Annotated in this window: 17 protein-coding genes; 2 read left to right on the top strand and 15 right to left on the bottom strand. The window is 68.0% G+C overall.

From position 1 onward, the window contains the following. Positions 1 to 103: 103 nt before the first annotated feature. From ACNAOT_RS13070 to ACNAOT_RS13060, 3 genes are all read right to left on the bottom strand, one after another. The gene (locus tag ACNAOT_RS13070; protein WP_142133567.1) at positions 104 to 2,173 is read right to left on the bottom strand and encodes a hypothetical protein; all 2,070 of its coding nucleotides are present in this window, start codon (positions 2,171 to 2,173) and stop codon (positions 104 to 106) included. Positions 2,174 to 2,305: 132 nt separating this feature from the next. Continuing rightward, positions 2,306 to 4,072 (bottom strand): AAA family ATPase, encoded by a 1,767-nt coding sequence (locus ACNAOT_RS13065; protein ID WP_056387398.1) that lies wholly within the window; start codon positions 4,070 to 4,072, stop codon positions 2,306 to 2,308. A gap of 153 nt (positions 4,073 to 4,225) precedes the next feature. Next, entirely contained in the window at positions 4,226 to 4,498 is a 273-nt protein-coding gene (locus ACNAOT_RS13060) for a hypothetical protein (protein ID WP_056387396.1), read from the bottom strand. A 16-nt stretch (positions 4,499 to 4,514) separates the two neighbouring features. On the opposite strand from ACNAOT_RS13060, the gene ACNAOT_RS13055 reads away from it, so the two are divergent. After that, positions 4,515 to 5,042: a hypothetical protein gene (locus ACNAOT_RS13055; RefSeq protein WP_420178288.1), complete on the top strand. Its 528-nt coding sequence runs from the start codon at positions 4,515 to 4,517 to the stop codon at positions 5,040 to 5,042. A 363-nt stretch (positions 5,043 to 5,405) separates the two neighbouring features. Here the strand turns inward: ACNAOT_RS13055 and ACNAOT_RS13050 are convergent, their stop codons facing one another. The 11 genes from ACNAOT_RS13050 to ACNAOT_RS13000 all read right to left on the bottom strand — a co-directional run bounded on the left by ACNAOT_RS13050 (position 5,406) and on the right by ACNAOT_RS13000 (position 17,729). Beyond that, entirely contained in the window at positions 5,406 to 5,945 is a 540-nt protein-coding gene (locus tag ACNAOT_RS13050; protein WP_056387390.1) for a hypothetical protein, read from the bottom strand. A 160-nt stretch (positions 5,946 to 6,105) separates the two neighbouring features. Next, complete coding sequence (gene mobL, locus ACNAOT_RS13045; protein ID WP_160141486.1) at positions 6,106 to 8,382, bottom strand: relaxase MobL; 2,277 nt, start codon at positions 8,380 to 8,382, stop codon at positions 6,106 to 6,108. A 94-nt stretch (positions 8,383 to 8,476) separates the two neighbouring features. Beyond that, entirely contained in the window at positions 8,477 to 9,493 is a 1,017-nt protein-coding gene (locus ACNAOT_RS13040) for a hypothetical protein (protein ID WP_056387386.1), read from the bottom strand. Beyond that, positions 9,493 to 10,029 carry a hypothetical protein gene (locus tag ACNAOT_RS13035; protein WP_056387384.1) on the bottom strand — a complete coding sequence of 179 codons (537 nt, stop codon included), beginning with the start codon at positions 10,027 to 10,029 and terminating at the stop codon, positions 9,493 to 9,495. The genes ACNAOT_RS13040 and ACNAOT_RS13035 overlap by 1 nt, the downstream gene beginning before the upstream one ends. A gap of 57 nt (positions 10,030 to 10,086) precedes the next feature. Continuing rightward, positions 10,087 to 10,818, bottom strand: a complete 732-nt coding sequence (locus tag ACNAOT_RS13030) for a hypothetical protein (RefSeq protein ID WP_056387381.1) — start codon at positions 10,816 to 10,818, stop codon at positions 10,087 to 10,089. Further along, positions 10,815 to 11,618 (bottom strand): hypothetical protein, encoded by an 804-nt coding sequence (locus tag ACNAOT_RS13025; RefSeq protein WP_056387380.1) that lies wholly within the window; start codon positions 11,616 to 11,618, stop codon positions 10,815 to 10,817. The genes ACNAOT_RS13030 and ACNAOT_RS13025 overlap by 4 nt, the downstream gene beginning before the upstream one ends. 73 nt (positions 11,619 to 11,691) lie before the next feature. Further along, positions 11,692 to 12,414 carry a hypothetical protein gene (locus ACNAOT_RS13020; protein WP_056387377.1) on the bottom strand — a complete coding sequence of 241 codons (723 nt, stop codon included), beginning with the start codon at positions 12,412 to 12,414 and terminating at the stop codon, positions 11,692 to 11,694. Continuing rightward, positions 12,414 to 13,358 carry a hypothetical protein gene (locus ACNAOT_RS13015; RefSeq protein WP_420178287.1) on the bottom strand — a complete coding sequence of 315 codons (945 nt, stop codon included), beginning with the start codon at positions 13,356 to 13,358 and terminating at the stop codon, positions 12,414 to 12,416. The genes ACNAOT_RS13020 and ACNAOT_RS13015 overlap by 1 nt, the downstream gene beginning before the upstream one ends. A gap of 163 nt (positions 13,359 to 13,521) precedes the next feature. Next, positions 13,522 to 15,576, bottom strand: a complete 2,055-nt coding sequence (locus tag ACNAOT_RS13010; RefSeq protein ID WP_420178286.1) for a phage tail tip lysozyme — start codon at positions 15,574 to 15,576, stop codon at positions 13,522 to 13,524. Positions 15,577 to 15,871: 295 nt separating this feature from the next. Further along, positions 15,872 to 17,173, bottom strand: a complete 1,302-nt coding sequence (locus tag ACNAOT_RS13005; RefSeq protein WP_056387367.1) for a hypothetical protein — start codon at positions 17,171 to 17,173, stop codon at positions 15,872 to 15,874. Between the two features lie 172 nt (positions 17,174 to 17,345). After that, a complete protein-coding gene (locus ACNAOT_RS13000; protein ID WP_056387364.1) occupies positions 17,346 to 17,729 on the bottom strand; it encodes a hypothetical protein in 384 nt (127 codons plus the stop codon). A gap of 442 nt (positions 17,730 to 18,171) precedes the next feature. Here ACNAOT_RS13000 and ACNAOT_RS12995 point away from each other — a divergent pair, with 442 nt between their 5' ends. Further along, entirely contained in the window at positions 18,172 to 18,663 is a 492-nt protein-coding gene (locus ACNAOT_RS12995; protein WP_082581619.1) for a helix-turn-helix domain-containing protein, read from the top strand. Here ACNAOT_RS12995 and ACNAOT_RS12990 read toward each other — a convergent pair. Beyond that, entirely contained in the window at positions 18,644 to 19,816 is a 1,173-nt protein-coding gene (locus tag ACNAOT_RS12990; RefSeq protein ID WP_056387362.1) for a hypothetical protein, read from the bottom strand. The genes ACNAOT_RS12995 and ACNAOT_RS12990 overlap by 20 nt on opposite strands. Positions 19,817 to 19,828: the final 12 nt, after the last annotated feature.

Below are 19,828 nucleotides of genomic sequence, written 5' to 3'. Positions count from 1 at the left end.
GTGTGTCTGTGTGTCCTGCGCCTGTTGTGATCCGGAAGACGCCGACGGCGCACGGGGTGCGAGCCCCATGCGCCGTCAGACCCCCGTCGATCTCCGAGTCGGATCAGCCGCCCATGGCCGCCCCGCCGATGAAGCCGGCGAGGCCGCCGAGCACGGGCAGCGCGACGATCAGGGCGATGAGCATCTTGTTGTAGCGGCTCTGGATCTCCGAAGCCCTTGCCAGCTCGCTGGCGTAGGACTCCTTGTCCGCAGCCATTTCCTCCAGCCGCGCCTCGTAACGGCGCTTGACCGAGTCCTCGACAACCTCCATCTGCTGCAGCAGGTCCGTGTTGCGCTGCGTGGCCGAGTCGGTCTTCTCCTTCTCGAGGGACAGGCTGTGCTGCCATTCCGTCTCGCGGGCCTGCATCTGCGTGATCGCGTCCTTGCGGTTGCGGTCGAGCTCGTCCTCCATCCGGCGGATGCGGTCGGCGTGCTCGTTGCGGATCGACTCCAGCAGCGCCTCCTGCTCGCGGCGCAGGACGCCGATCTCGTCGGTGGTGCGCTGGTGCTCTGCCAGAGCCTCGGCCTGGGCGATGTCCGCCTTGCGGTTGTCGTCGACGATCCGCTGGATCTCGGCCTTCCACTGCCCCAGACGCTGCTCCTCGGCCTCGAGGTAGGCCTTCTGCTTCTCGGCCAGGACCTCGAAGATCCGCGTAGTGCCGACCTGCATCTTCAGGGCGGCGTCGGAGCGGCGCACGCGCAGGATCTCCTGGCGGTCGTGCGAGTAGGAGTTCTCGAGCACCCGCTCGATCTCGGCGACGGCGTCGGCCTGCTCGCGCTCCATGCGGGAGCGGTTGCGCTCCTTGTACTGGATCTCCGCCTGGAGGGCGGCCTGCTCGGCGAGCTTCTTCGCCTGGGCCTCGTAGTCCTGGACGATCTCGGCCTTGCGGGTGCGGATCCGCTGTTCCTTCTCGGACTCCCGCTCGCGGTGCGCCGCCTCGGTGCCGTCCTTGAGTGCCTTGTAGCGCGAGCCCTCGCGGTCGGTGGCCACGTCACGGATGACCTGCTCGACGTGGGCCGACATGAGGTTCACGTACAGCGTGCGCAGTTCGTCCTCGTGCGCCCACCGCAGCTGGGCAAGGTCGGCGTTGGCCTGCCGGTTGAGCTGGGCGACCTGGTCGCCGAGCCATTCGGTCGCACCCTGCGGCACCTCGATCTGCACGACCGGCGCGCCGATGGCGAAGGTCGCATTGAACTCGTCCAGGCGCACGTCGAGGTCCAGGTCCTCGGAGAGGAAGCGGCGTGCAATGACCTCACGCACCTGCTCCTGGTTCTCCAGCAGGACGGCTTCCTCCTCGGCCGGGGCGTACGCCGTATCGTCGGCGGTCACGGGACCGGACTCCTCGTCGAACTCCTCGAAGCCGGCCGTGCCGTCGAAGCCGGGCTCCGGCTCCACCGCAACCGGGGCCGCGTCCTCGTCTCCGAAGTCGACGGCTTCGTCGTCGAACACGGGCTCATCGCCCGCAGCGTCGAAGACCGGCTCGTCACCGGCACCCTCGTCCCCGCCGGAGATCGAGTCGAAGATCGGGTCACCCTCGTCGGCGGTATCCACGGCAGCAACAGCGTCCGCGTCCGCCGCGGGACGGGTCCCGGGCTCGTCGGTGGTGACGCCGCTGTGCTCGCGCCAGGCCTGCGCTCCGACAGCCTCCTCGAGGCTCAGCGTGCCGGAAGCGACCTCCTGGGCCTGCTTGAACGTGGCCTCGGCGACCAGGTCCACCAGCAGCTCGCCGCTGGGCTTCTGCCAGACGACGGCCCAGGAGTACTCCGCGCCAGCCAGGAGCGAGTACTCCTCCATGCGCGCAAGCGTCTCCGTGTTGGGGATGATGCCGAAGACCTCTTCGCCCAACATCTCTGCCGTGGCGACGGTCTTGATCTGGTCGGAGTCAATGAGCTCGATGAGCGAGCCCTTCGCCTCGTCGCGGCCGTGCCGCTTGCTCAGCCCGCCGATGGACTCGGCGGCCAGCACGAGCATGACCCACGCCGTGCCGCTGGGGAAGACGAACTTCGCGTTCGACCGCAGCAGTTCGACTGCTGCGGGGATCGCCGTCTCCCTGACCACGGACGACAGCAGCTCGTCAGGCTTCTTCTTCCGATCCTTGTTCCGGCTTCCCGCAGCCGTGCCCAGAATGCCCATTGGTGTCGATCCCTTCGATGATGAAACGCAGTTCGCCTGGTTTATGAGTATCCTATCGCTTATGAGTCGATAGGTGCAATGATAGACAATTCGACACGACGCCGAATGACCCACAATGGCCGCTGGCGCAGATCAGCGCACGGCGCTCACCTCGATGCACGCATCGGAGGTGAGCATGTCCTTGTGGTCGCTCGCCAGCTCGCCGACGACGTCGATCCGGATCCGCCGCTCAGAGGGATGCTCGTTGATGAACGTCGCCACTCCGGTGGTGACCTCGTCGGTCATCTTCGCCACCGCGCCACGGGCACCGCCGGCATTGGAGTCGGTGTCGCCCTTGTCGTCGATGAGGTACTGCAGGACCCTCTGGTCGATGTCTACCCGCACGTTGTGCTTGATGAGGACCTCCTGCACCATGTGGCGCAGCTTGTTGCGCACGATCTTGCGCTGCGTGTCCTCAGAGAGCGGCTGGAACGGGACGATGGCGTCGATACGGCCCAGCAGCTCGGGCGGGAAGCGGTTATCCGCCGAGGTCTCGGTGATCGAGCGGCGGATGAGCTTGTCGTACTTCAGCAGCTGCTCGCCCGAGCCCGTGTCGTCGGCCGCGTACTGCGCGATGGTCTTGTAAATCTCCGAGCCTGCGTTCGTCGTCATGACGATGTAGGTGTTCAGGAAGCTGACCTCGCGATTGTTGTCGTCGGAGAGCCGGCCGTCGTCGAGCACCTGCAGCAGCAGGCGGGTGACCATCGCCGAGGCCTTCTCGACCTCGTCGAACAGCAGTACGGCGTGCGAGAGGTCCCAGACCCGCTTCGTCAGCTCGGAGCGGAACAGGTCCATCGAGGAGTCCTGGGCGTACTCGGACATGTCGAATCGGATCAGGTGGCGCTGGTCGTCACCGAAGAGCAGCCGTGCCAGCTGCTTGGCAAGCTCGGTCTTACCCACACCGGTCGACCCCGTGAACAGCAGCGAGGCCTCCGGCCGGCCCTTGTCGTTCAGGTCCGCGACCGACAGCTGCAGCCGCCGCGCGACCGCACGCGTGGCCAGGTCCTGGCTGAACACCTTCGAGTCCAGCTGCTCCTTGATCTTCGCGCCGTCGACCTTGAAGGCAACGTTGACGCCCAGAGACTCCTGGAGCACGTCCGAGAGCAGATCGCGGTCCAGCGCCCGCTTGGTGAGGCGGTGCCAGCCAACCATGCTGTCCAGCACCAGGATCGACTTGCGCGGCTGCGAGCTCGCCGGCATGTAGCGCGTGGTGTACTCATAGATCTGCCGGTAGATGTGGTCGTCGTAGAACTGGTCGGCGACGTCGTAGTGCTCGGCCATGCCCTGCAGAATCCGGATCGTCGTCTCCTGGTCCGGCGGCGTCAGGTTGATGCGCTGCAGCCGTTCAACCAGCGGCTGATTCGGCGCAATGTGCCTGTGGAACTCGTCATAGGTCGTCGCGGCGATGATTCGGATGCCGCGTGCCCCGGAAGCCGCCAGCACCGGCTTGATCGCCTCAACCGCAGCATCGGAAAGCTGGATGATCTGGTGGAACTCGTCGATGAACAGGACCAGCTCCTGCTTCTCGTCCGCCACGAAGTGCTCGGCCTCGTCGAAGAAGCCCTTGAGCATGGCGGCCATGCGGTCCGAGTCGCCGGCCTCGGAGATCATCCGGGACGGATCGACCTCGAGATAGAGCCGCTCGGCGTCAGCGGCCATCGTGGCCTGGACGAGAGCGGTCTTACCCGTACCTGCCTCGGCCAGGAGCAGGGCGTTGCAGAGCTCCGGCCTGCTCATCGAGGCCAGCAGCTGGAGCTTCTCGTGCTCGCGGCCGACGATCTCGCGCTCGGCCCTCTTGAGCGGGTCCGACAGCTTCGACAGGAGCGGATAGCCCTCATTCAGGTGCACTTCATGGAACATGCCGTGGAAGACCTCTCGCCAAGACTTGAATTCATCTGATAGATCAGTCAAAAGTCTATCATGGCACCATTCGGCTCGACTGTGATAGGACAGCGAAAGGCCCCCGGACTCATATCCGGGGGCCTCCTGGCCATTCACTCCGTAGGGGTGCTGTCACAGCCCCGGCTGGCGGTCCTCCTGGGACGAAGCCCCATCCTGCTCGAACTGGTAGTCGTACCGCTCGCTCAGCGGCCTGCTGGACTCCCGGTCGCGCCGTGCCCGCTCGTTCGCCTCCCGCTGCTGACGCATCGAGGCACCCACGCGGTCGACCAGTGCGCGCCCGGCCTCCGCCCACATGTCCTTGCCCTCGTCCGGGGCCGTGATCTCGTCCAGGCCCAGCTCCAGCAGGCTCGTGCCGCTCAGTGGGCTGGGATCGTTCGTCGCCATAGCCTTCTCCTCCTCCGTGCCTGTCTCAGGCCCCGCGCTGCTGCTCGGTGCCCTCGGGCCCGCCCTGGCCCTCGAACTGATAGTCGTACCTCTCGCTGACCGGCTTCCGTCCCTGCGGCGAGGTGCCCGGCAGCTGCTCCTGAGCACCACGGCCGACAACCGAGCCCATCCGCCCGACCAGGTCCGCCCCGGCAGCGGAGCCCTGGGGGGCCTTCTGTCCGCCATGTCCGGCCAGCTCCGTGTGCAGCCCGCGGGCTGCACCCACGGCAGCTCCCCTGGCGGCGCTGGCGGCGACGCCCCTGGTCGATGCACCAGACTGCTGGGCACGTTGGGCGTGGGCCGCGGCATCCTGCATGGCCTCGGTGCCGAGCCGCCTGGCTCCCTCGCGGAGGCCCGCGGACTGCACGGCCTGTCCGACCTTCGACCCGGCGGCCCGCTGGGTGAGCGGGACCTTCACCGGACCCTGAACCGTGCCGCCGGCATGGGCCTGCTTCGCCTGGGGCTGCTCCTGCCGGGACGATTCCGGCTTCGGCACATCCGCTGAAGTGATCATCCCCGGTGCCGGCTCAGCCTGCGGGCGCGGCCGCCGCTCGACCACGTTGGGGTTGAACCTCGAGCCCGGCTGGCCGGGAGCGGGGGAGGAGGGCAAGCTGTATCGGGGACCCCGCACCGCGCCGAGGCCCGCCTGCGAGCTCGGGCCCCGCTGCTCTCCGGTATCGGGGGTGGCCCCGCGGATCGCCGCCAGCTGCTCGGGCGTGTACGACGTCGGGCGCTGGCCGTGCTCCGGTCGGCCCTGGGAACCTTTACTGAGATCTGCCATGATGATTCGTTCCTCTCTATGCGAAAGGCCCCCGGAGAGGTTTCTCCGGGGGCCTTTCAATGAGTTCTGCTGAGCCGTGGATCGGTGTCAGCCGACCGCGGGGGCCTCGGCCTCGACGACCTGCTCGGCCTGGGCGGTCTGCTCCGGACCGGCCTGGCTCTGCTTGGCAGCCGCCTGGGTCTCCTTGGCCGCCTTCATGGAGGCGAACTGGTTGTCCAGGGTCTTGGCGTCGACCTTGAAGTCGCTGGCCTCCACGGACTTGGTGTTGACCACCAGACCGGTGCCGCGCGAGGCCGGCATCACGTTGCCCTTGAAGCCGTAGACGGTGCCGACCTTCTCGCCGTCCTTGTTGAGCAGCGGCTCCGTATTCGGGCCCGCGGCCTTGACGATCTCCTCCAGCTGGCCCACCGAGTAGGGGGCGGTGTTGGCGAAGCGCTCCTTGCCGTCCGGGCCCTTCACGCGCTCGGACTTCAGGTGCAGGTTGCTCTGCTCCGGTCCGCGCGAGTCGCGGGCGTCGACCTGGATGTCGGCGTAGTGCGACTTGCCGTCCTTGGTCGCGCCGTTGTCATAGACCTTGGCGATGAGGTTGACCCCGGTCATTGCGCCCTTGCCCTTGAGAAGTGCCATGATCTCGTCCTTTCGTCGTTCCGTCCGCCACTCGGCAGAACGGCCTTGATCATTCACGTCGTCCGAGCAAAGCCCCGAAGTGCAGTGCCGAACTGCTCTATACACTAATACTCCTATAGAGCATTCCGCAACCATTCGAATGATCTTTCGACTCGTGTCCCTACTCGTGCTGGATACCGTCGGACCGGCCTGCCGGCTCCTGCTCGGGGCCGGGGAGGACCCCGGCACCAGCCACCGCGGCGTCGACCCGCTGCTGGACACGCACCACCAGGCCGGCGTCGAGCGAGGAGGCCTTCGAACGGCGCATCCGGGCCGCCTGTTCCTGCTCTTCGCGCAGCGCCGCGATCCTCGAACGCAGAAGCGGCCGCATGGAGCCGTCCTCCACCGGAACCAGTTCCCGCGAGACCCGGGTCATCGCGGCGATGTCGTCGACAGGGAGGTCGGCGATCGCCTCAGACTGGCCTGACTGGTCGAGGTACTCCATGGCCGCCAGCAGCAGCCGGCGGCGTTCGGCCGCGGCTGCGGTGAACTCCCGCCGGGCCCGCTCGCCGATCTCGACATCGGCCACGAAGTCGTAGCCCAGGTGATGCAGGTCCAGTGCCTTGACGTCGTCGAAGGGGTGCGCCGTCCCGGTCTCGATCGACAGCTGGGTGGAGACCTCCGGATCCCCGCCGGCGACGGCGCTGCGCTGGTCAGCAGGACCGGCGACGAGCACCAGCCCCGAGTCGGCCAGGTCGGTGCGCAGCTCCTGGAGCCGTTCGTCGTAGACCTGCTTCATCGTCTCGATGCGCGCGTCCAGCACCGCCCGTCCGGCCTTGCCCGCGGTCAGGTGCCGTCCGCCGGGCTGGCCGTAGATCTCGCGGCCCATCTCCTCGGCCTGGTCGGCGTCCTTCATCCGCTGCAGCGAGGCGTCCTGGCGCAGCGCCATCAGCGAGAGCAGGCGCTGGCCGTACGCGGCGACCTCCTGCTGCTGGGCGTACCACTGGCTGGCGTCGCCGACAAACGGCAGGAAGTGCTGGTACTTGCTCATCACCCGCCGGTGCCAGTCCTCTTCGTAGCGGTAGAAGTCGTAGAGCGGCCGGGAGTCCTCTACGGCCACTTCGGCCTTCTCGGCACGCTCCCATTGCCGGGCCAGGTCGCGGTAGGCGCTGGCCTTGGACTTGTGATGCTGCAGGCGGGAGGCATAGCTGCGCAGCCGGAAGCCGAAGGAGACGACGTCGTCCTCCGAGCTGCCGTGCTGCTGCTGGCGCTCTGCGGCCAGGGCGGCCATCTCGGCGTAGTCCATACCCATCACCTCAAGCATCGGCGTACGCACCCGCAGCTCCTCCTCGGGCAGGGCGCGCAGCATCTGGTAGACCCCGTTGACCGCCCGCTCGGTGATCTGGTTGCGGCCCGCGTCGACCAGGCGCTGCCACGCGTCGGTGGGCAGGCCCTCGGCCTCCCGGCGCTGATTGGCGTACTCCACGACCCTCTCCATTGCCGCCGGCAGCGGAGAGCCCGGCCGCTCCAGCTGCTCGGCCACCAGCTCGGAGACCAGACGGTTGGCTTTGCGCATCCGCAGATCGTTGGTTCCGGCGCGCCACAGCGAGCGGTCGGCGGGCAGGCAGGCCAACAGGAACTGGGGGAGGGCCTCTGAGCGCATGCGCTCGTGTGCCCAGCGCTTGATGAAGGTCGTCACGTTCCTGCGCTCGTAACCGACGGCGCTGGACAGGTGCGCGACGGCCTGCTTCTCGTCCAGCCAGGCGTCCACGCCGCGCCGCAACCGGGACTTGTGCCGGTCCAGAAGCTTGCCCCGCTGGGTGCCGTCCTTGGCCAGGTGGCCGTGTCCGGCGTCGACCATCGCCAGGTGGCAGTGGACGTGCTCGGTGTCGACCTGGATCACGCCGACGTAGCGCAGGTCGTCGAAACCGCTCGTGCCCGAGCTCATCCGCTCCAGCCCGTGCATGATCGCCATCCGCAGCTTCATCTGGTCGATGTGGCCGCGGTAGTCCCCGCGGCCTTCGCAGTGAAAGTCCTCGCCGACGATGCGGTGCCGTTTCAGGTATTCCTCATCGAAGGAGAGCACGGTCTTCAGCACCGTCTTGCCGCTCTCGAAGTGTTTCTGGATGTCCCGGGATGCAGCCCGCAGCTGCTCGTCGGAGAGCGACACTGAGCCGTAGCCGAAGGCCACGCCGCCATCGCCCTGGGCCTGGCGCATTATCGTCTTGGCCTCGACCCTGCTCGTCCCGGCGCGCTCGACCGCGCTCTCGCGGGCCATGTAGCGCAGGATGAAGTCGTCCGTGCGCAGCCGCTGGATCGGCGCGAGCGACTCAGTCGCCTGCTCGCGCGCCATGTACCGGGTGACGTAGTCGCCGGGGGTGCCGCCCCGGGACCCCTTGCCGCCGGGCAGCGGCACACTGAACTCGTTGACGATGACCACTGACTGCTTCAGGCCCATCCCGCCTCATCCCTCCGTCGTGTGAATGCACAGAACCCCGGCCGCTGTCCTCCAGCGACCGGGGCCCGTCCTGACTGCTCTGCCCGCCTCGGCCTCAGTGGCCCAGGCCGTGCCCGTCTTCCTCGCCGAAGTCGAGGTCGGCGGCGCGGCGGGAGGCCTCGCGCTTGCGCTCCTCGAGCGTCGGCGCGGGCACCTCCTGCCCGGTGGCCTCCTCATCCAGACCAAAGTCCAGATCGTGGGTCGCGCTGGCATCCGGCTCCGCGTCCGCAGGGACGGCAGCATCCTCCGGTCCGTCCAGGTGCAGGGCCGGGGCCACACGCTGGTGGTACAGGTGCTCGGGCGTGCCCTCAGTGCGCTCCAGCTCAGCCTGATACCGCTCGCGCTCCGCGGTGATCTCAGCCTCGACCGCCAGCAACTGCGCGGTGACGCCCTCGGCAGCCGGCTGCTGCTCCTCGGGCCGCTGGAGGTTCTCCGCCTGCGCGACCAAGTCGAGTTCGTCCTCGCTGAACAGCGAGTTGATCGCGTCGGAGCGGGCCCGCAGGCCCCGCTGGTCGACGACGGACTCGACCGGACCATGACCATCTTTGGAGCGGTCAGCGAAGTAGGCCGCCAGGTCGTACTCGGTGGAGGCCAGGTCGATCTCGAGATCGGCGATGCGGTGCACGTTCATGAAGACCACGGGGGCATCGGCCTGGTCCCCGGACGGGGTGAGCACGAGGGCATCCGCCCTGGCGGGCAGCTCCCACTCGATCCCCGTGAGCTGGTCGGGCACAGTGAACGAAGGGCTGAAGTAGCCCTTGGCCGCCAGTGCGACCAGCTGCTCGTCGTCGAACTCGTAGAAGGCGTCGACCTTCTCGCCCTGGCCGTGCGAGTAGGTCACCTGGGTGATCCCGTACGGAAGCGGCTCGGCGGGAGTGATCGAGCGCAGCTCGCCCACGACGTGCAGGTAGGGCCGGTAGTTCTCCTCCTTGCCGCGGTGCTTGAGCTCGACAGAGTCGACCAGCACCCCGATCTGGGCATCGAGGCCGTCGTAGCGGTGCGCCTGCACGCCACGCTCCCGCAGGGCCCGGTCGGCCCACACGTCATTCATCATCAGTCCAGCAGTGCGCATCAGTTGCTCCTCTTCCGGTTGGTCTTCTTGCTCGGGCGGGTGGTCCTGGGGGCGGAGGTGGCCGGGGCCAGCGCCGGGGTGCGGGCGTCGCGTACAGCCCGGATCCGGCGGGTGGACCAGCGCCACATCCCGCGCATCGCGGCGATCTCCGCGGCGGCCAGCAACAGGACCACAAACAGCAGCGGGGCGATCCACATCGCGACGGTCCCGGCCATGGTCAGGTCGCCGCTTGCTGCGCCCGACTGCCGGTGCAGCCACGCGCCGAGCATCGGGATCACGACCATCGCAGTCATCGAGGCCAGCACGTAGTCGGCGATGAGCACGACCGAGCGGAAGAACACCGCCCAGATCAGCACCGGCGATCCGCCGAAGCCCTTCCCGGGGGCCAGGCGGCGCAGCGCGCCGGCCAGCTTCGAAGGGCCACGCCCGGCCTTCGGCTTGACCGGGGCCTTCTCGACGGGGACTGCAGTGGCAGCCTCCACCCGGGCTTCGTGCTCGGTCGCGCTGCCGGTCTTGTCCAGAGTCTGGATCGTCATTCGTCTCGTCCTTCGTGGTTGTCGTGTCGTGTCGTGTCTGTGCGGGTGTCCCGCCGGTCAGCCGCTGTGGCTGGGTCCGGGGCTGGCGGTATCGACCGGTGAAGCAGAGGCAGGTGGCCTCTGCGCGGCAAGCTGGTCCCGCGTCCGGCCCGAGGCCCGGTACGCTTCGAACGAGGCGACCGTGCCGTCCTGTCCGGTGGCGAAGGTGAAGACCACGTACTCACTTTTGGCCGTGGACTTGCCGTCGGCGGACACCGGGTCCAGGCGCGCCACTCCGATGACGGAGTAGTCCAGGCCCTTCACCGCGGCAACGTCGACGTCGAAGTCGGCCAGCTGGTACGCCGTCCCCGCGCCCTTTCCGGCACCGGTCGCTGCCATCCACTCCGGGATGAACTCGGTGAGGGCCCGGGACGAGGTCCCGAGAAACCCGTACCGGGCGTCGAGGGCGGCCTGCGTCTCCTTGACGGTCCGCGAGGCGGCCGAAGAATCCGTCAGGCTCAGCAGCACCGAGCGCGCTGCGGCCCGGTCCCGGTCGGCCCGCTCGGCATCCATCCCCGGCAGGGCAGCCAGCAACCGGGCATGCTTGGTCTCAAGTGCCGCCTGCGCGTCCTCCTGCTTGCCCTGGAGCTGGACGATGAGCTGGTCGGCCTTGGCGTCGGCGTCCGCCGAACCGTCGGCCAGCAGCGCCGGGGCCAGAGAGAGCAGCGACAGCGCCAGCAGCGTTCCGGTGCTGCAGACCAGGACCTTCCCGGCCCTCGCGCGCACCCAGTCCTTCACGTCCTCGATCACGGTGCCTTCACCTCCTGCCGCAGGGCCTCGCCCGTGGTCGTCGTTCCGGTCTGGACCCCGGAGAAGCTCTTGCGGGTCATGTCGTAGTCAGCCCGGGCCCAGGCCAGTACCGCCGGGGCCTGCCCGGCCGCCGGGCGGGTCTGCACCGCCAACCAGGTGACCCGGATCGTGCCGTCCACCTCGACCGAGTAAGGGCGCTGGGCGACCCACTTGAAGCCGGAGTCGAAGCTCATCGGAATCTCGTTGCCCGCGGCGACGTCCTTGTCGGCGGCCAGCAGGTACCAGGGTTGGAGAGTGGTCCCGACGTCGGGGGCGAAGTACGGGGTGAGGTTCCGGCGCGTCGGCTCGGCGGCAGCCTGGTCCAGCGTCCCGCCCGAGTCCGCCACCGAGGGTGTCAGGTAGCGGTACTCGTTCTGCAACCGGGCGATCTGTTCCGCAGCTCCCTGTGCCGTGACCAGGGCGCGGTCAGCGTCCTTGGCCTCCGGGAGGGCGTCGGTGCGCACCTCGGCGGTGCGGATCTGCTCGCGCAGGGAGACGATCTGCTGAGCCTTGTCTTGGCTGACGGTGGCCTCGCCACCAGAGAGACCTGCGCCGACCAGGAAGCAGAGCAGCGCAGCTGCCCCCGTGCACACCCCGCCGATGGCCGCCCGGCGGCTCATCAGCGCACCCGGGACATTTCCGTCCCCAGTGGGGTCGGCGTCGCCCGGTGCCGCACCGGCGTCCGGCGCGGCCACGAAGCGGGTCTTGCGGACAGGCTTGTCAGCCTGCACACCCGACTGGCCGATCTTTGTCGATGCCATTGCCCCTCAACTCGCTCTTCGTCTCGAATACCAGTACAACTCTATCAAGAAGATGAGTCGAAAGGGAGTCGGATCATCTGGAATGACGAGTCGAACCGCCAGCGGGAATGGCGGACAGGCCAGAGACCTTCCCTTGCGCGTCGACGGTGAGGTACACCAGCACGGTCCGGTACGACTTGACCCGGTCCGGTGCCACCTTGTTCTGGGACACCGCATCGGAGGTAGCCGCCACCTCGATCTGCACGGCATACGTGTACTCGTCCGCGGTGACCTTCACGACCTCGAGGTCCGCGTCGGCATTGACCGCCGAGTTCAGCCCTTGGGTGTCGATGTAGTAGTAGCGCTTGCCCGCGGCGTCTTCGTTGAAGCGCGCCGGCGGCATGAACTGCTTCAGGAACTGCTCGTCCTCGGACAGGTGGTAGCGCTCTTTCAGGTCCCGGCGAGCGGCCTCGTAGGCCTGGCCGGAGTCCCAGGTGAATGCCGTCTTCACCAGGCGGTCCACGATCTGCGTGTCGTCGTGGATCCGGCTCTGGCTCACGCCGAGCGACTGCATGACATCCTGCTCGACCTGCTCGGACTTCGCGGTCCCGACCGAGGCAAGCTGGCCCTGAAGGCCCGTGATCGTCTGCTGCTGCTGATCCAGTGCACTGCGCTGGGACCCCCATGTCAGGCCGGTCACCGTCACGGCGGTAACCAGCAGTACCGTGACCCCGACCACCAGGGCGTTGCGCCGCATGAAGCCCGGTTCCGGCGCTGCCGTTTCGTCCGTGCCGTCAATCTGCTGCTCCTGCATCATCAGCCCTCTCCGCTTCCGTTACCCGTCGTCGATGCGCCCTGCTGGTGCTCCGCGCCGGCGGCGGTCACCACGACCTTGAGATCCGCGAAAGTCCCGGCCTTCCCGTCGTAGGAGTAGGCCGCGTTCGCCCACGCCAGCACCTGTCCACCCGCGGTGTCCCGGCACAGCCAGATCACCCGCGCCGTGCGCGTGGTGCCCGTGGCGTCCTGGGTGGCGAGGTCCGGCATTACCGACTCGACCGACCAGGCGTACGCTCCGGGCGAGGAAGCCTTCAAACCCTCGTAGCGCACGTACCAGGGGAACCGCGGGTCGATCTGCGTGCTCGGGTCGAACGGCGTCACAGAGGTCCAGGAGTAGGCCCCCTTCTCGTCGGCCAGGAACGAGCGCGGGCTGAACAGGGGTGCCAGCGTCCGGCGGTGCTCGGCGATCTGCAGTGTCGCCGCGTTCGGCGTACCGTTGCCCGCATTGGGCTGTGTCGCCGCCTCGTGGTGCAGCTGCGCGAAGCGCTGCTGGGCCTCCGCGACCTTCTGGGCGTCCTTTGCGGCTGCCTCCATCAGCCGCGTCATCTTTCCGGGCAGATCCGGGGCGACCGGAGTGCTCCTGGCATCCTCGATCTGGACCTGGAGCGCGGAGATCCGGTCGGCGTTGGCCGCGTGCTCCACCTCGAATCCCTTGCCGCTCACTCCCGCGGCCGCCGCGAGCCCGAGGATCGCCACGCCCATTGCGGCGCTCAAAACCAGGCGCGTCCGCCGCGCCGACTCCTCCGGAGTGCGTGCCTGCCGCTCTCCGCGCCGCTCGGAGCGCCAGCCCTCGAAGCGGGCCTCGAGTTCGACCCCGCTGACCCGCCTGCGGGTGGCGGGGGCCTTCAGCTTCTTCGGCGCGCCGTCCTCGTCCTTGACCGTGTCCCCGGCCCTGCCATGCGCATCATCGTCCGCACTCGTCACGATGCCCGCCCTTTCTCGTGTTGTCCTCATATATGACTCCAAGTCTATCTGTAATGGTCATTCAATAACGAGTCTGCCCCATTCGACAGGTCACTGCGCACGGATCGGGACGCAGAAAGGGCCGGTGCCCGGATCGTCCGGACACCGGCCCTGCTTCCGCCGGCTACGCCGGCAGGTTGCCGCCCGTGGTGATGAGGTCCGTGACGTCGACGAACACCCACCCCTCGGACTTCATCCGCTCCGCACTGTCAACGCGAACGCGGCCCATGAACGCGCAGTAGCCGGCCTCACCGAGGATGACCTTGTCGCCCTGCACGCCCAGCACCACGAGGGTGTGGCCCTCGGACCCCGTACCCGGCCCGGAACCGACCGAGTACGCCGTCGGCGTACTCGAGACCTGCTTGCCCGTCATGGACGCGATCGCGTGGGCTGTCTGGATGCCGTCGCCCGGCGGGTACTGCTGGAACGAGGTGTACTTGTTCATGAAGTAGACCGAGAACGACACGCAGTTCATGGCGTGGTTGTCGCCGCAGGAGCCCGGTCCGCCAGCGCCGTACTTGTCGTCCAGGAACTTGTCGCCCTCCTGGTTGTACAGGTCGATCAGCTGCCGGGCCTGCTCCTCGTTCATGCCGCCGTCGACGAGGCTGCCCGGGCGCACCTTGGTGTCGCTGTCGCAGTTGCCGAAGATGGAGCGGATCCCGCTGCCGACCGTGTCGACAATGCCGCCCACGATGTCCTGGACCCCGCCCACGACCGAGGTGTCGACGGTCCAGCCGCTCATCTTGCCGAACCACATCTCGGCGTCGGCCTTACGCTCCTGCAGCTGTGAAGCGTTGTCGGCCGAGCGCTCCCACTTGTCGTGGAAGTGCAGTGCAGCAGCAGAGGGAGAGCCCTGCGAGGTCTTGATCATGTCCTTGAACACGGCCACGTCCCCCGGGCTGTCGCCCTCCGCCATGAATGCCAGCTGGGCCTTGATGGTGTACCAGTCCAGGTTCTTGGACTTGGCATAATCCAGGAGCATCGTGGTGCGCCCGTTCGACCACTGGCCCAGACCGATGCCGCCGTGCGACTGGCCGGGGATGTGGGTGAAGTTCCCGTCCCAGGCGGTCTGCTTGCGCGGGCCGATCTGGTAGGGCTCGTTGTAGATGCCCTCCACGCTGGTGGGGTCCACGCCCGACTCCTGCGACCAGTTGCCCAGGATGCCCGCGATGTTCTCCTCGGGCATACCCCAGGTCTTCAGCACGGAGTAGACCGCCCGGGCGTTCGCCTCGGTATTCGCCGGGACGTCAGCGCCGGGGCCGTTGCGGCTGACATTGACGATGCAGTTGGTCATGGTCGAGCCGCGGCCGCCATCGAGGCCGGCCTGGTCGAGCACACCCGTGAGGACCGTGCTGAGCACAGCCACCGCGGCAACGGTCGCAGCCACCCCGGATGCGGCCGTGGCCACCGGGGCGACGGTGGCCGTCACGGTGACCCCGAACACGGCTCCTGCCGCCTTGCCGACCAGCCCGCCCAGTGCGATGAACGGTGCGGCGATCGTGTGCCCGACCGCCTTGGCGATCCCAAGGATGAAACCCCAGATCATGCTGGCCGCGTTGGCGGCCATCGCGAGCATCGCGAAGAACATGGTCTTGAGCCACTTCAGGAAGGCCATGACCATGAGAAGCCCCGCAGCCGGGGGAGCGGCCGCCGCGGTGCCGCCGACGGCGACACCCCTGGCGGTCTTGGACAGCAGCTGGCCGTCCTTCTCCTTCTGCGAGGTCCGCTCGTAGCCGGTGCCCCCGGCACCGAGCCGCTTGTCGGCAGGCTCGGCGTCCGGACCTCCGCCGGTGACCTTGGACGCACCGTCGACAACATCCTTGCCGGTCTCCAGGCCCACATTCTTGGCAGCGCCGACCGCTGCCCCGGGCAGCGCGCCGACACCACCGGCGGCGGCTCCGGCCTGCGCCCCGGCGACAGCTCCCGAGGCAGCCGCTCCCGCGTACCGGCCGGCACCGCGGCGGACCGCGCTGCTGCCGTCACCCTCGACCGCCTTGCGGGCAGCTCCCCCGGCCGCCCCGGCGGCGACACCGTCGAGGCTCTTGGCAGCCTTGGCGGCCTTGCTGGTCTTGCTGGCTGTGTCGGCCGCACCTGTGGCCTTGCCAGCGGCAGCCGCTGCGTCCGGGGCCGGTGCGGCTCCCAGGTGCTTCGACCCGCGGCCCGCAGGCGTCGGGTCCACGGGCTGCGGCGCGGGGGCGGCCCCCGGGGTTTTCGGCAGACCCTTGGCTGCATCCCCGGACGGGGAAGGAGCGGAGGCCGCTCCGGTACGGGGCCCGGCGCGGCGTACGCCGGACCCCTCACGACGAGGGGGCTGCGACTCCTCCTTCGCACCCCCGTCGGCGGACCTGCGGTCCCCGCGGGGCGATGCAGCGCGCCGGGCCGGGTCATCCCGCCGCGTCGGCTGGTCGATGGCCATAAGCTTGTCCTTTCCGGCTCGATGCCTGGGTGGTGACTGCCCGCTCCGTGGAGCGCGCTCAGTGATAGACGGTCAGGAAGTCCCCGGCCGAGTTCGCAGTGCTGTTGGACTGCACATCGCGCAGCTTCACGTCCAGGCCGAGCAGCTCGAGCAGAAGCCCGGACTGGTACTCCGACTTGGCCTTGCCGTAGTCCTGGTAGGCCTGAGAGAGGTTGTTCATCACGTTCGTGAGCGGGCGCATCGTCACCTCGGAGGACCGGTAGTCCTTCTTCAGGTCGGTGCCGTCGGAGAGGACCCACTTCATGTCCGAGACCTGCTGGCTCGTGCTGTCGCTGCCCTCGGCGCGCTTGTCGGCGAGGAACTGCACATAGCCCTTACCGGCGGGCACGAGCGTGTCGAGGTAGCCGGCATAGACGTTGCCCGCGCGCCAGTTGAAGTCGAATCCGCCGGGCACGACATGGCCCGTCTTCAGCTCCAGCGTCGCCTTCCCGTCCTTGGCCTCGGCCGCCGAGACACCAGCCACCTGATCACCTGCGATGGAGGTCGGAACGGCCGGCGGACGGAGGAAGAGCCCATCGACCTTGGTGGTCGCCAGGTCGGAGGTGTACGACTCGACCTGCTTCAGGCTCGTGCGCATCGCGAGCAGCTTCTGGTCGAGCTTGTCCCGCGTCTGCTGCTCCTGGGTCTTCAGCACGACGTCGTAATAGGCCCGGGCCGGGTCGAAGCTGGCCGCGTCCAGGGCCGGGATGTCGGTGGTGCCCGACGCACCCGGGTTGATGATCACGCGCCACTGGTCGTACTTCTTGAAGCTCGAGTCGCCCACGACCTGGTCATCCCTGCTCTGCTGCCGCTCGTCGTAGGTCAGCTCGGCGTTCGCGCGGACGGTCAGGTTGAGCACCTGCCGGTCGAAGGGCCGGTCCGCGTCCAGGAGGACCCCGACGTAACCGGTCGAGCCGAAAACGTGGAAGGTGCCCCTGATTCCGCTGGTACTGACCTTCTCGGTCTGCAGCTTGTCGTTGGTGCCCAGCAGGAAGGCCTGGTAGTCCGCCGCGTTGTACGAGATCGCCGCGCTGGCGGGGAAGTGCATCATGACCAGTGCCCTGTTGCCGGTGTGATTGGTGTAGACCCCGTCGACCGTGCCCTTGAGCTGGGTCTTCGAGGAGGTGAACTCGGTGTTGTAGAGCGCGGTGTGCGACACCGCGTCGCTGCCCGCCTTGAAGGCGGCGGCACCCGAGCCGGCCACCACGACCAGCCCCATCACAGCGAAGATGCCGAAGAACACCCCGAAGCGCTCGATTGCGTGGTGCGAGTCGAGCTTGAACCGCTTGCCGAAGGCCAGCGCCTTGTCCTTGATCCCCATGTCCGTTCCCGTTCGTCCTGTTCCTTGCTCTGCCTGTCCTGCTCGTCGTCAGCGCCGTCGTCCGACCCCGGAAACGACGCACCGGGCCGGTTGAGGCCTGGTGACCTCAACCGACCCGGTGCGGTCCGTCGACGCTTTGTGTGCCCGGCCGTTGATTCCTGCCGCGCCGGGCTTAGCCCAGGACGCCGCTGGTCAGTACGTGGCTGACCGTCTGCACGAGGACAGAGCCGCCGCCGAGGTCCTCGAGGGTCTTCTGGCCGCCGGAGCCGATGGTGTTGATCAGCGACCACCCACCGGTGCCGAGCGCGCCGCCGACCAGGATGAGCAGGGCGATGGTGCCCCAGCCCTGCTGCTGGCCCGCGGACTGCGGGGTGGCCATCAGCTTCTTGATCAGGAGCACGCCGCCCCAGACCAGTCCGACCGCACCCAGGAGCATGAGCAGCAGCCCGCCCCAGAGCTGGATCTGGGACTTCGCGTTCTCCAGGAAGCTCGTCAGGTCCCAGGCCGCGGTGGGCAGGGCGACCCGCTCGAGTGCCGCCTCGTAAATCTTCGTCATGGTTCTTTCCTCTCGCCTATCGAATGGTCGCTTGCATGACATGTGTCACGAGGCGACTGGCACAACCGATTCGCCTAGACAGAGCACAGCGCCCTATCAATGGTCTCTCCCGATGCGACGTGACTCCCCGTTGAGCGGGACGACATGCCTGCAATCATGCGGCCGACCCCTCTCTAGGGACTCGTATACGTGCACATCTTCAGTGACCAATCTACATCATTCGAGTCATCAGTCATAGTCGTATCCGTGACGAGTCGGATACGAGTCCAAAATGTGCTCGAAGACCAGCGCAAACGAGGTGTCGGCGGGAGGACTGACGTTCTGCTCAAAAACGTGTAGATTTCACATGACGGGGCGCGCGGTGTGCGGCTCCGGCACGGCTCGGCATACGCTTCTTGCTGAGCCCTTCGCGCCCATGTACCCGACCAGGAGCCCAAACCAGATGAACGCCTTGCCCGGAGACCTCTTCGCCCGCCGACTGCGACAGGAGAGGGAACGCCTGGGCATCAGCCAGGCTGAGCTGGCCCGCAGGATTGCCGAGATCCTTGGAACGAACGTCGACCCTTCGGCGGTGACCCGGATAGAGCAGCAAATCCGCGCCGTCCGCCTGGACGAGGCGGTCGCCGCCTCCAAGGCCCTGGACGTCCCCCTGGCGATCCTGGTCGCCGAGGATCCGGAGGCAGAGAGCGAGGCCCAGCTGCAGCAGTACCTCGCCGACCTGGCAGCGGCCCAGCGCGAGTGGGAGAAGAACAGGCTGGAGGTGCTGCGGCTCTCCAAGGCCATTCAAGTGCTCGGCGGCGGCGCTCAACTCAAAGGTGTCGTCGACTTCCGCCTCATGGAAAGCATCGACGCCCGCGTCCCGGTCGAGGAGGACGACCAGTACGGGCACCGGCTTGCCCCCGGCATCGAGGGGTCTACAACCCCAGACGCATGACGCTGTTGCGTGCCGCAGGATTGAACTCGCGGTCGTAAACGTCTACCGTCGCTGCCCGGCTCCACCGGCCGGCGCGCATGATCTCCTCCGTGCTCGCACCGTTGCGCCGCGCCTGGGTGACGTGCCCGGCCCGCAGCGAGTGGAAGCCGTAGGCAGCAGGGTTCATCCCCGCCTCGACCATGCGCGAGAGCAGCATCGTGTGCAGCGCGTCGCCGCTCACCGCCCGTGCATGGATCCGGGCGTCCTTCCTGTTGCGGTACGTTGCCCGGAGCAGGGGCGCGCCCGAGGCCAGGTCGGCGCTGCTGATGAGCGCCGTTGAGCCGGCGGCTCCGCAGACGTGCTCCTCGAGACCGTACGAGAACAGCTGCTGCATGATCCCGCGACGCCGTGTGCGCGCATCGTCCTGCCGGGCGAGCCCGAGCAGCACGACCCAACGGTGCACCGCACACGGGGGACAGGATGCCGGCGAGCTCCCGAACGGCAGCACGACCACGTCCGGCAGCGCGTTCTCCGGGTCGGCCTTCGAGGCCCCCACATGAACGTGGACACCATCGACCGGGTGCAGCTCGAGCCGGTTCAGCGTCAGGGCCGCCGCCTCGCTCCTGCGCAGGGCCCCTGCGAACCCGAGCCACACCGCCAGGGCGTCCCTGGTGGCTGACACGCCTGCCGGATATGTGTCGTGCTCCATCACCGCGATGATCCGGACCACGTCGTCCAGAAGCAGAGGGCGCTTGCGCCGGGGCCTGGTGGCCCGCAGCTTGGCCAGCCCGCGCACGAGATCCACCACGCCGCGGTGGGCCGTGGGATCCAGAAGCCCGCCGCGCAGGTGCCTCTCGCCGATACCGGCCAGGCGCTGGCGGATCGTCGCGACGGAGAACCGGGGGAGCCCGTCGTCATCGAGCTGCGTGGACATCCAGGCGACGTACCAGCGCACGGTCTCCGGATGCGCAGGCAGCGCCTCCAGTCCGTGGCCGGTACAGAAGTCATCAAAGGCACGCCACGCCGTGGCATAGGCGCGCCGGGTGGCAGCAGACAGCGTGTGTCCTTCCAAAGACCGCGAAATTTCTTCGAGCTCGCGCAGCTCGTCGTCCACCTCCGGTTCAGGTGGGACGGTGGGAGCGCTGAGCGCTGCGAGCCTCACCTGTACTGCCATGACTCCAGTCTC

Origin of the sequence: Paenarthrobacter sp. TA1.8 (assembly GCF_048595705.1) — a bacterium.
GTDB lineage: Bacteria > Actinomycetota > Actinomycetes > Actinomycetales > Micrococcaceae > Arthrobacter > Arthrobacter nitroguajacolicus.
This window is presented reverse-complemented; position numbering and strand designations above follow the sequence as displayed.

What these genes read in the sequence shown, in the direction of transcription:
- ACNAOT_RS13065 (WP_056387398.1), bottom strand. Translation starts at nt 4,072, where the DNA reads ATGTTCCATGAAGTGCACCTGAATGAGGGCTATCCGCTCCTGTCGAAG.
- ACNAOT_RS13050 (WP_056387390.1), bottom strand. Translation starts at nt 5,945, where the DNA reads ATGGCACTTCTCAAGGGCAAGGGCGCAATGACCGGGGTCAACCTCATC.
- ACNAOT_RS13020 (WP_056387377.1), bottom strand. Translation starts at nt 12,414, where the DNA reads ATGATGCAGGAGCAGCAGATTGACGGCACGGACGAAACGGCAGCGCCG.
- ACNAOT_RS13005 (WP_056387367.1), bottom strand. Translation starts at nt 17,173, where the DNA reads ATGGGGATCAAGGACAAGGCGCTGGCCTTCGGCAAGCGGTTCAAGCTC.
- ACNAOT_RS13035 (WP_056387384.1), bottom strand. Translation starts at nt 10,029, where the DNA reads ATGACGATCCAGACTCTGGACAAGACCGGCAGCGCGACCGAGCACGAA.
- ACNAOT_RS13000 (WP_056387364.1), bottom strand. Translation starts at nt 17,729, where the DNA reads ATGACGAAGATTTACGAGGCGGCACTCGAGCGGGTCGCCCTGCCCACC.
- mobL (WP_160141486.1), bottom strand. Translation starts at nt 8,382, where the DNA reads ATGGGCCTGAAGCAGTCAGTGGTCATCGTCAACGAGTTCAGTGTGCCG.
- ACNAOT_RS13060 (WP_056387396.1), bottom strand. Translation starts at nt 4,498, where the DNA reads ATGGCGACGAACGATCCCAGCCCACTGAGCGGCACGAGCCTGCTGGAG.
- ACNAOT_RS12995 (WP_082581619.1), top strand. Translation starts at nt 18,172, where the DNA reads ATGAACGCCTTGCCCGGAGACCTCTTCGCCCGCCGACTGCGACAGGAG.
- ACNAOT_RS13070 (WP_142133567.1), bottom strand. Translation starts at nt 2,173, where the DNA reads ATGGGCATTCTGGGCACGGCTGCGGGAAGCCGGAACAAGGATCGGAAG.
- ACNAOT_RS13040 (WP_056387386.1), bottom strand. Translation starts at nt 9,493, where the DNA reads ATGCGCACTGCTGGACTGATGATGAATGACGTGTGGGCCGACCGGGCC.
- ACNAOT_RS12990 (WP_056387362.1), bottom strand. Translation starts at nt 19,816, where the DNA reads ATGGCAGTACAGGTGAGGCTCGCAGCGCTCAGCGCTCCCACCGTCCCA.
- ACNAOT_RS13025 (WP_056387380.1), bottom strand. Translation starts at nt 11,618, where the DNA reads ATGGCATCGACAAAGATCGGCCAGTCGGGTGTGCAGGCTGACAAGCCT.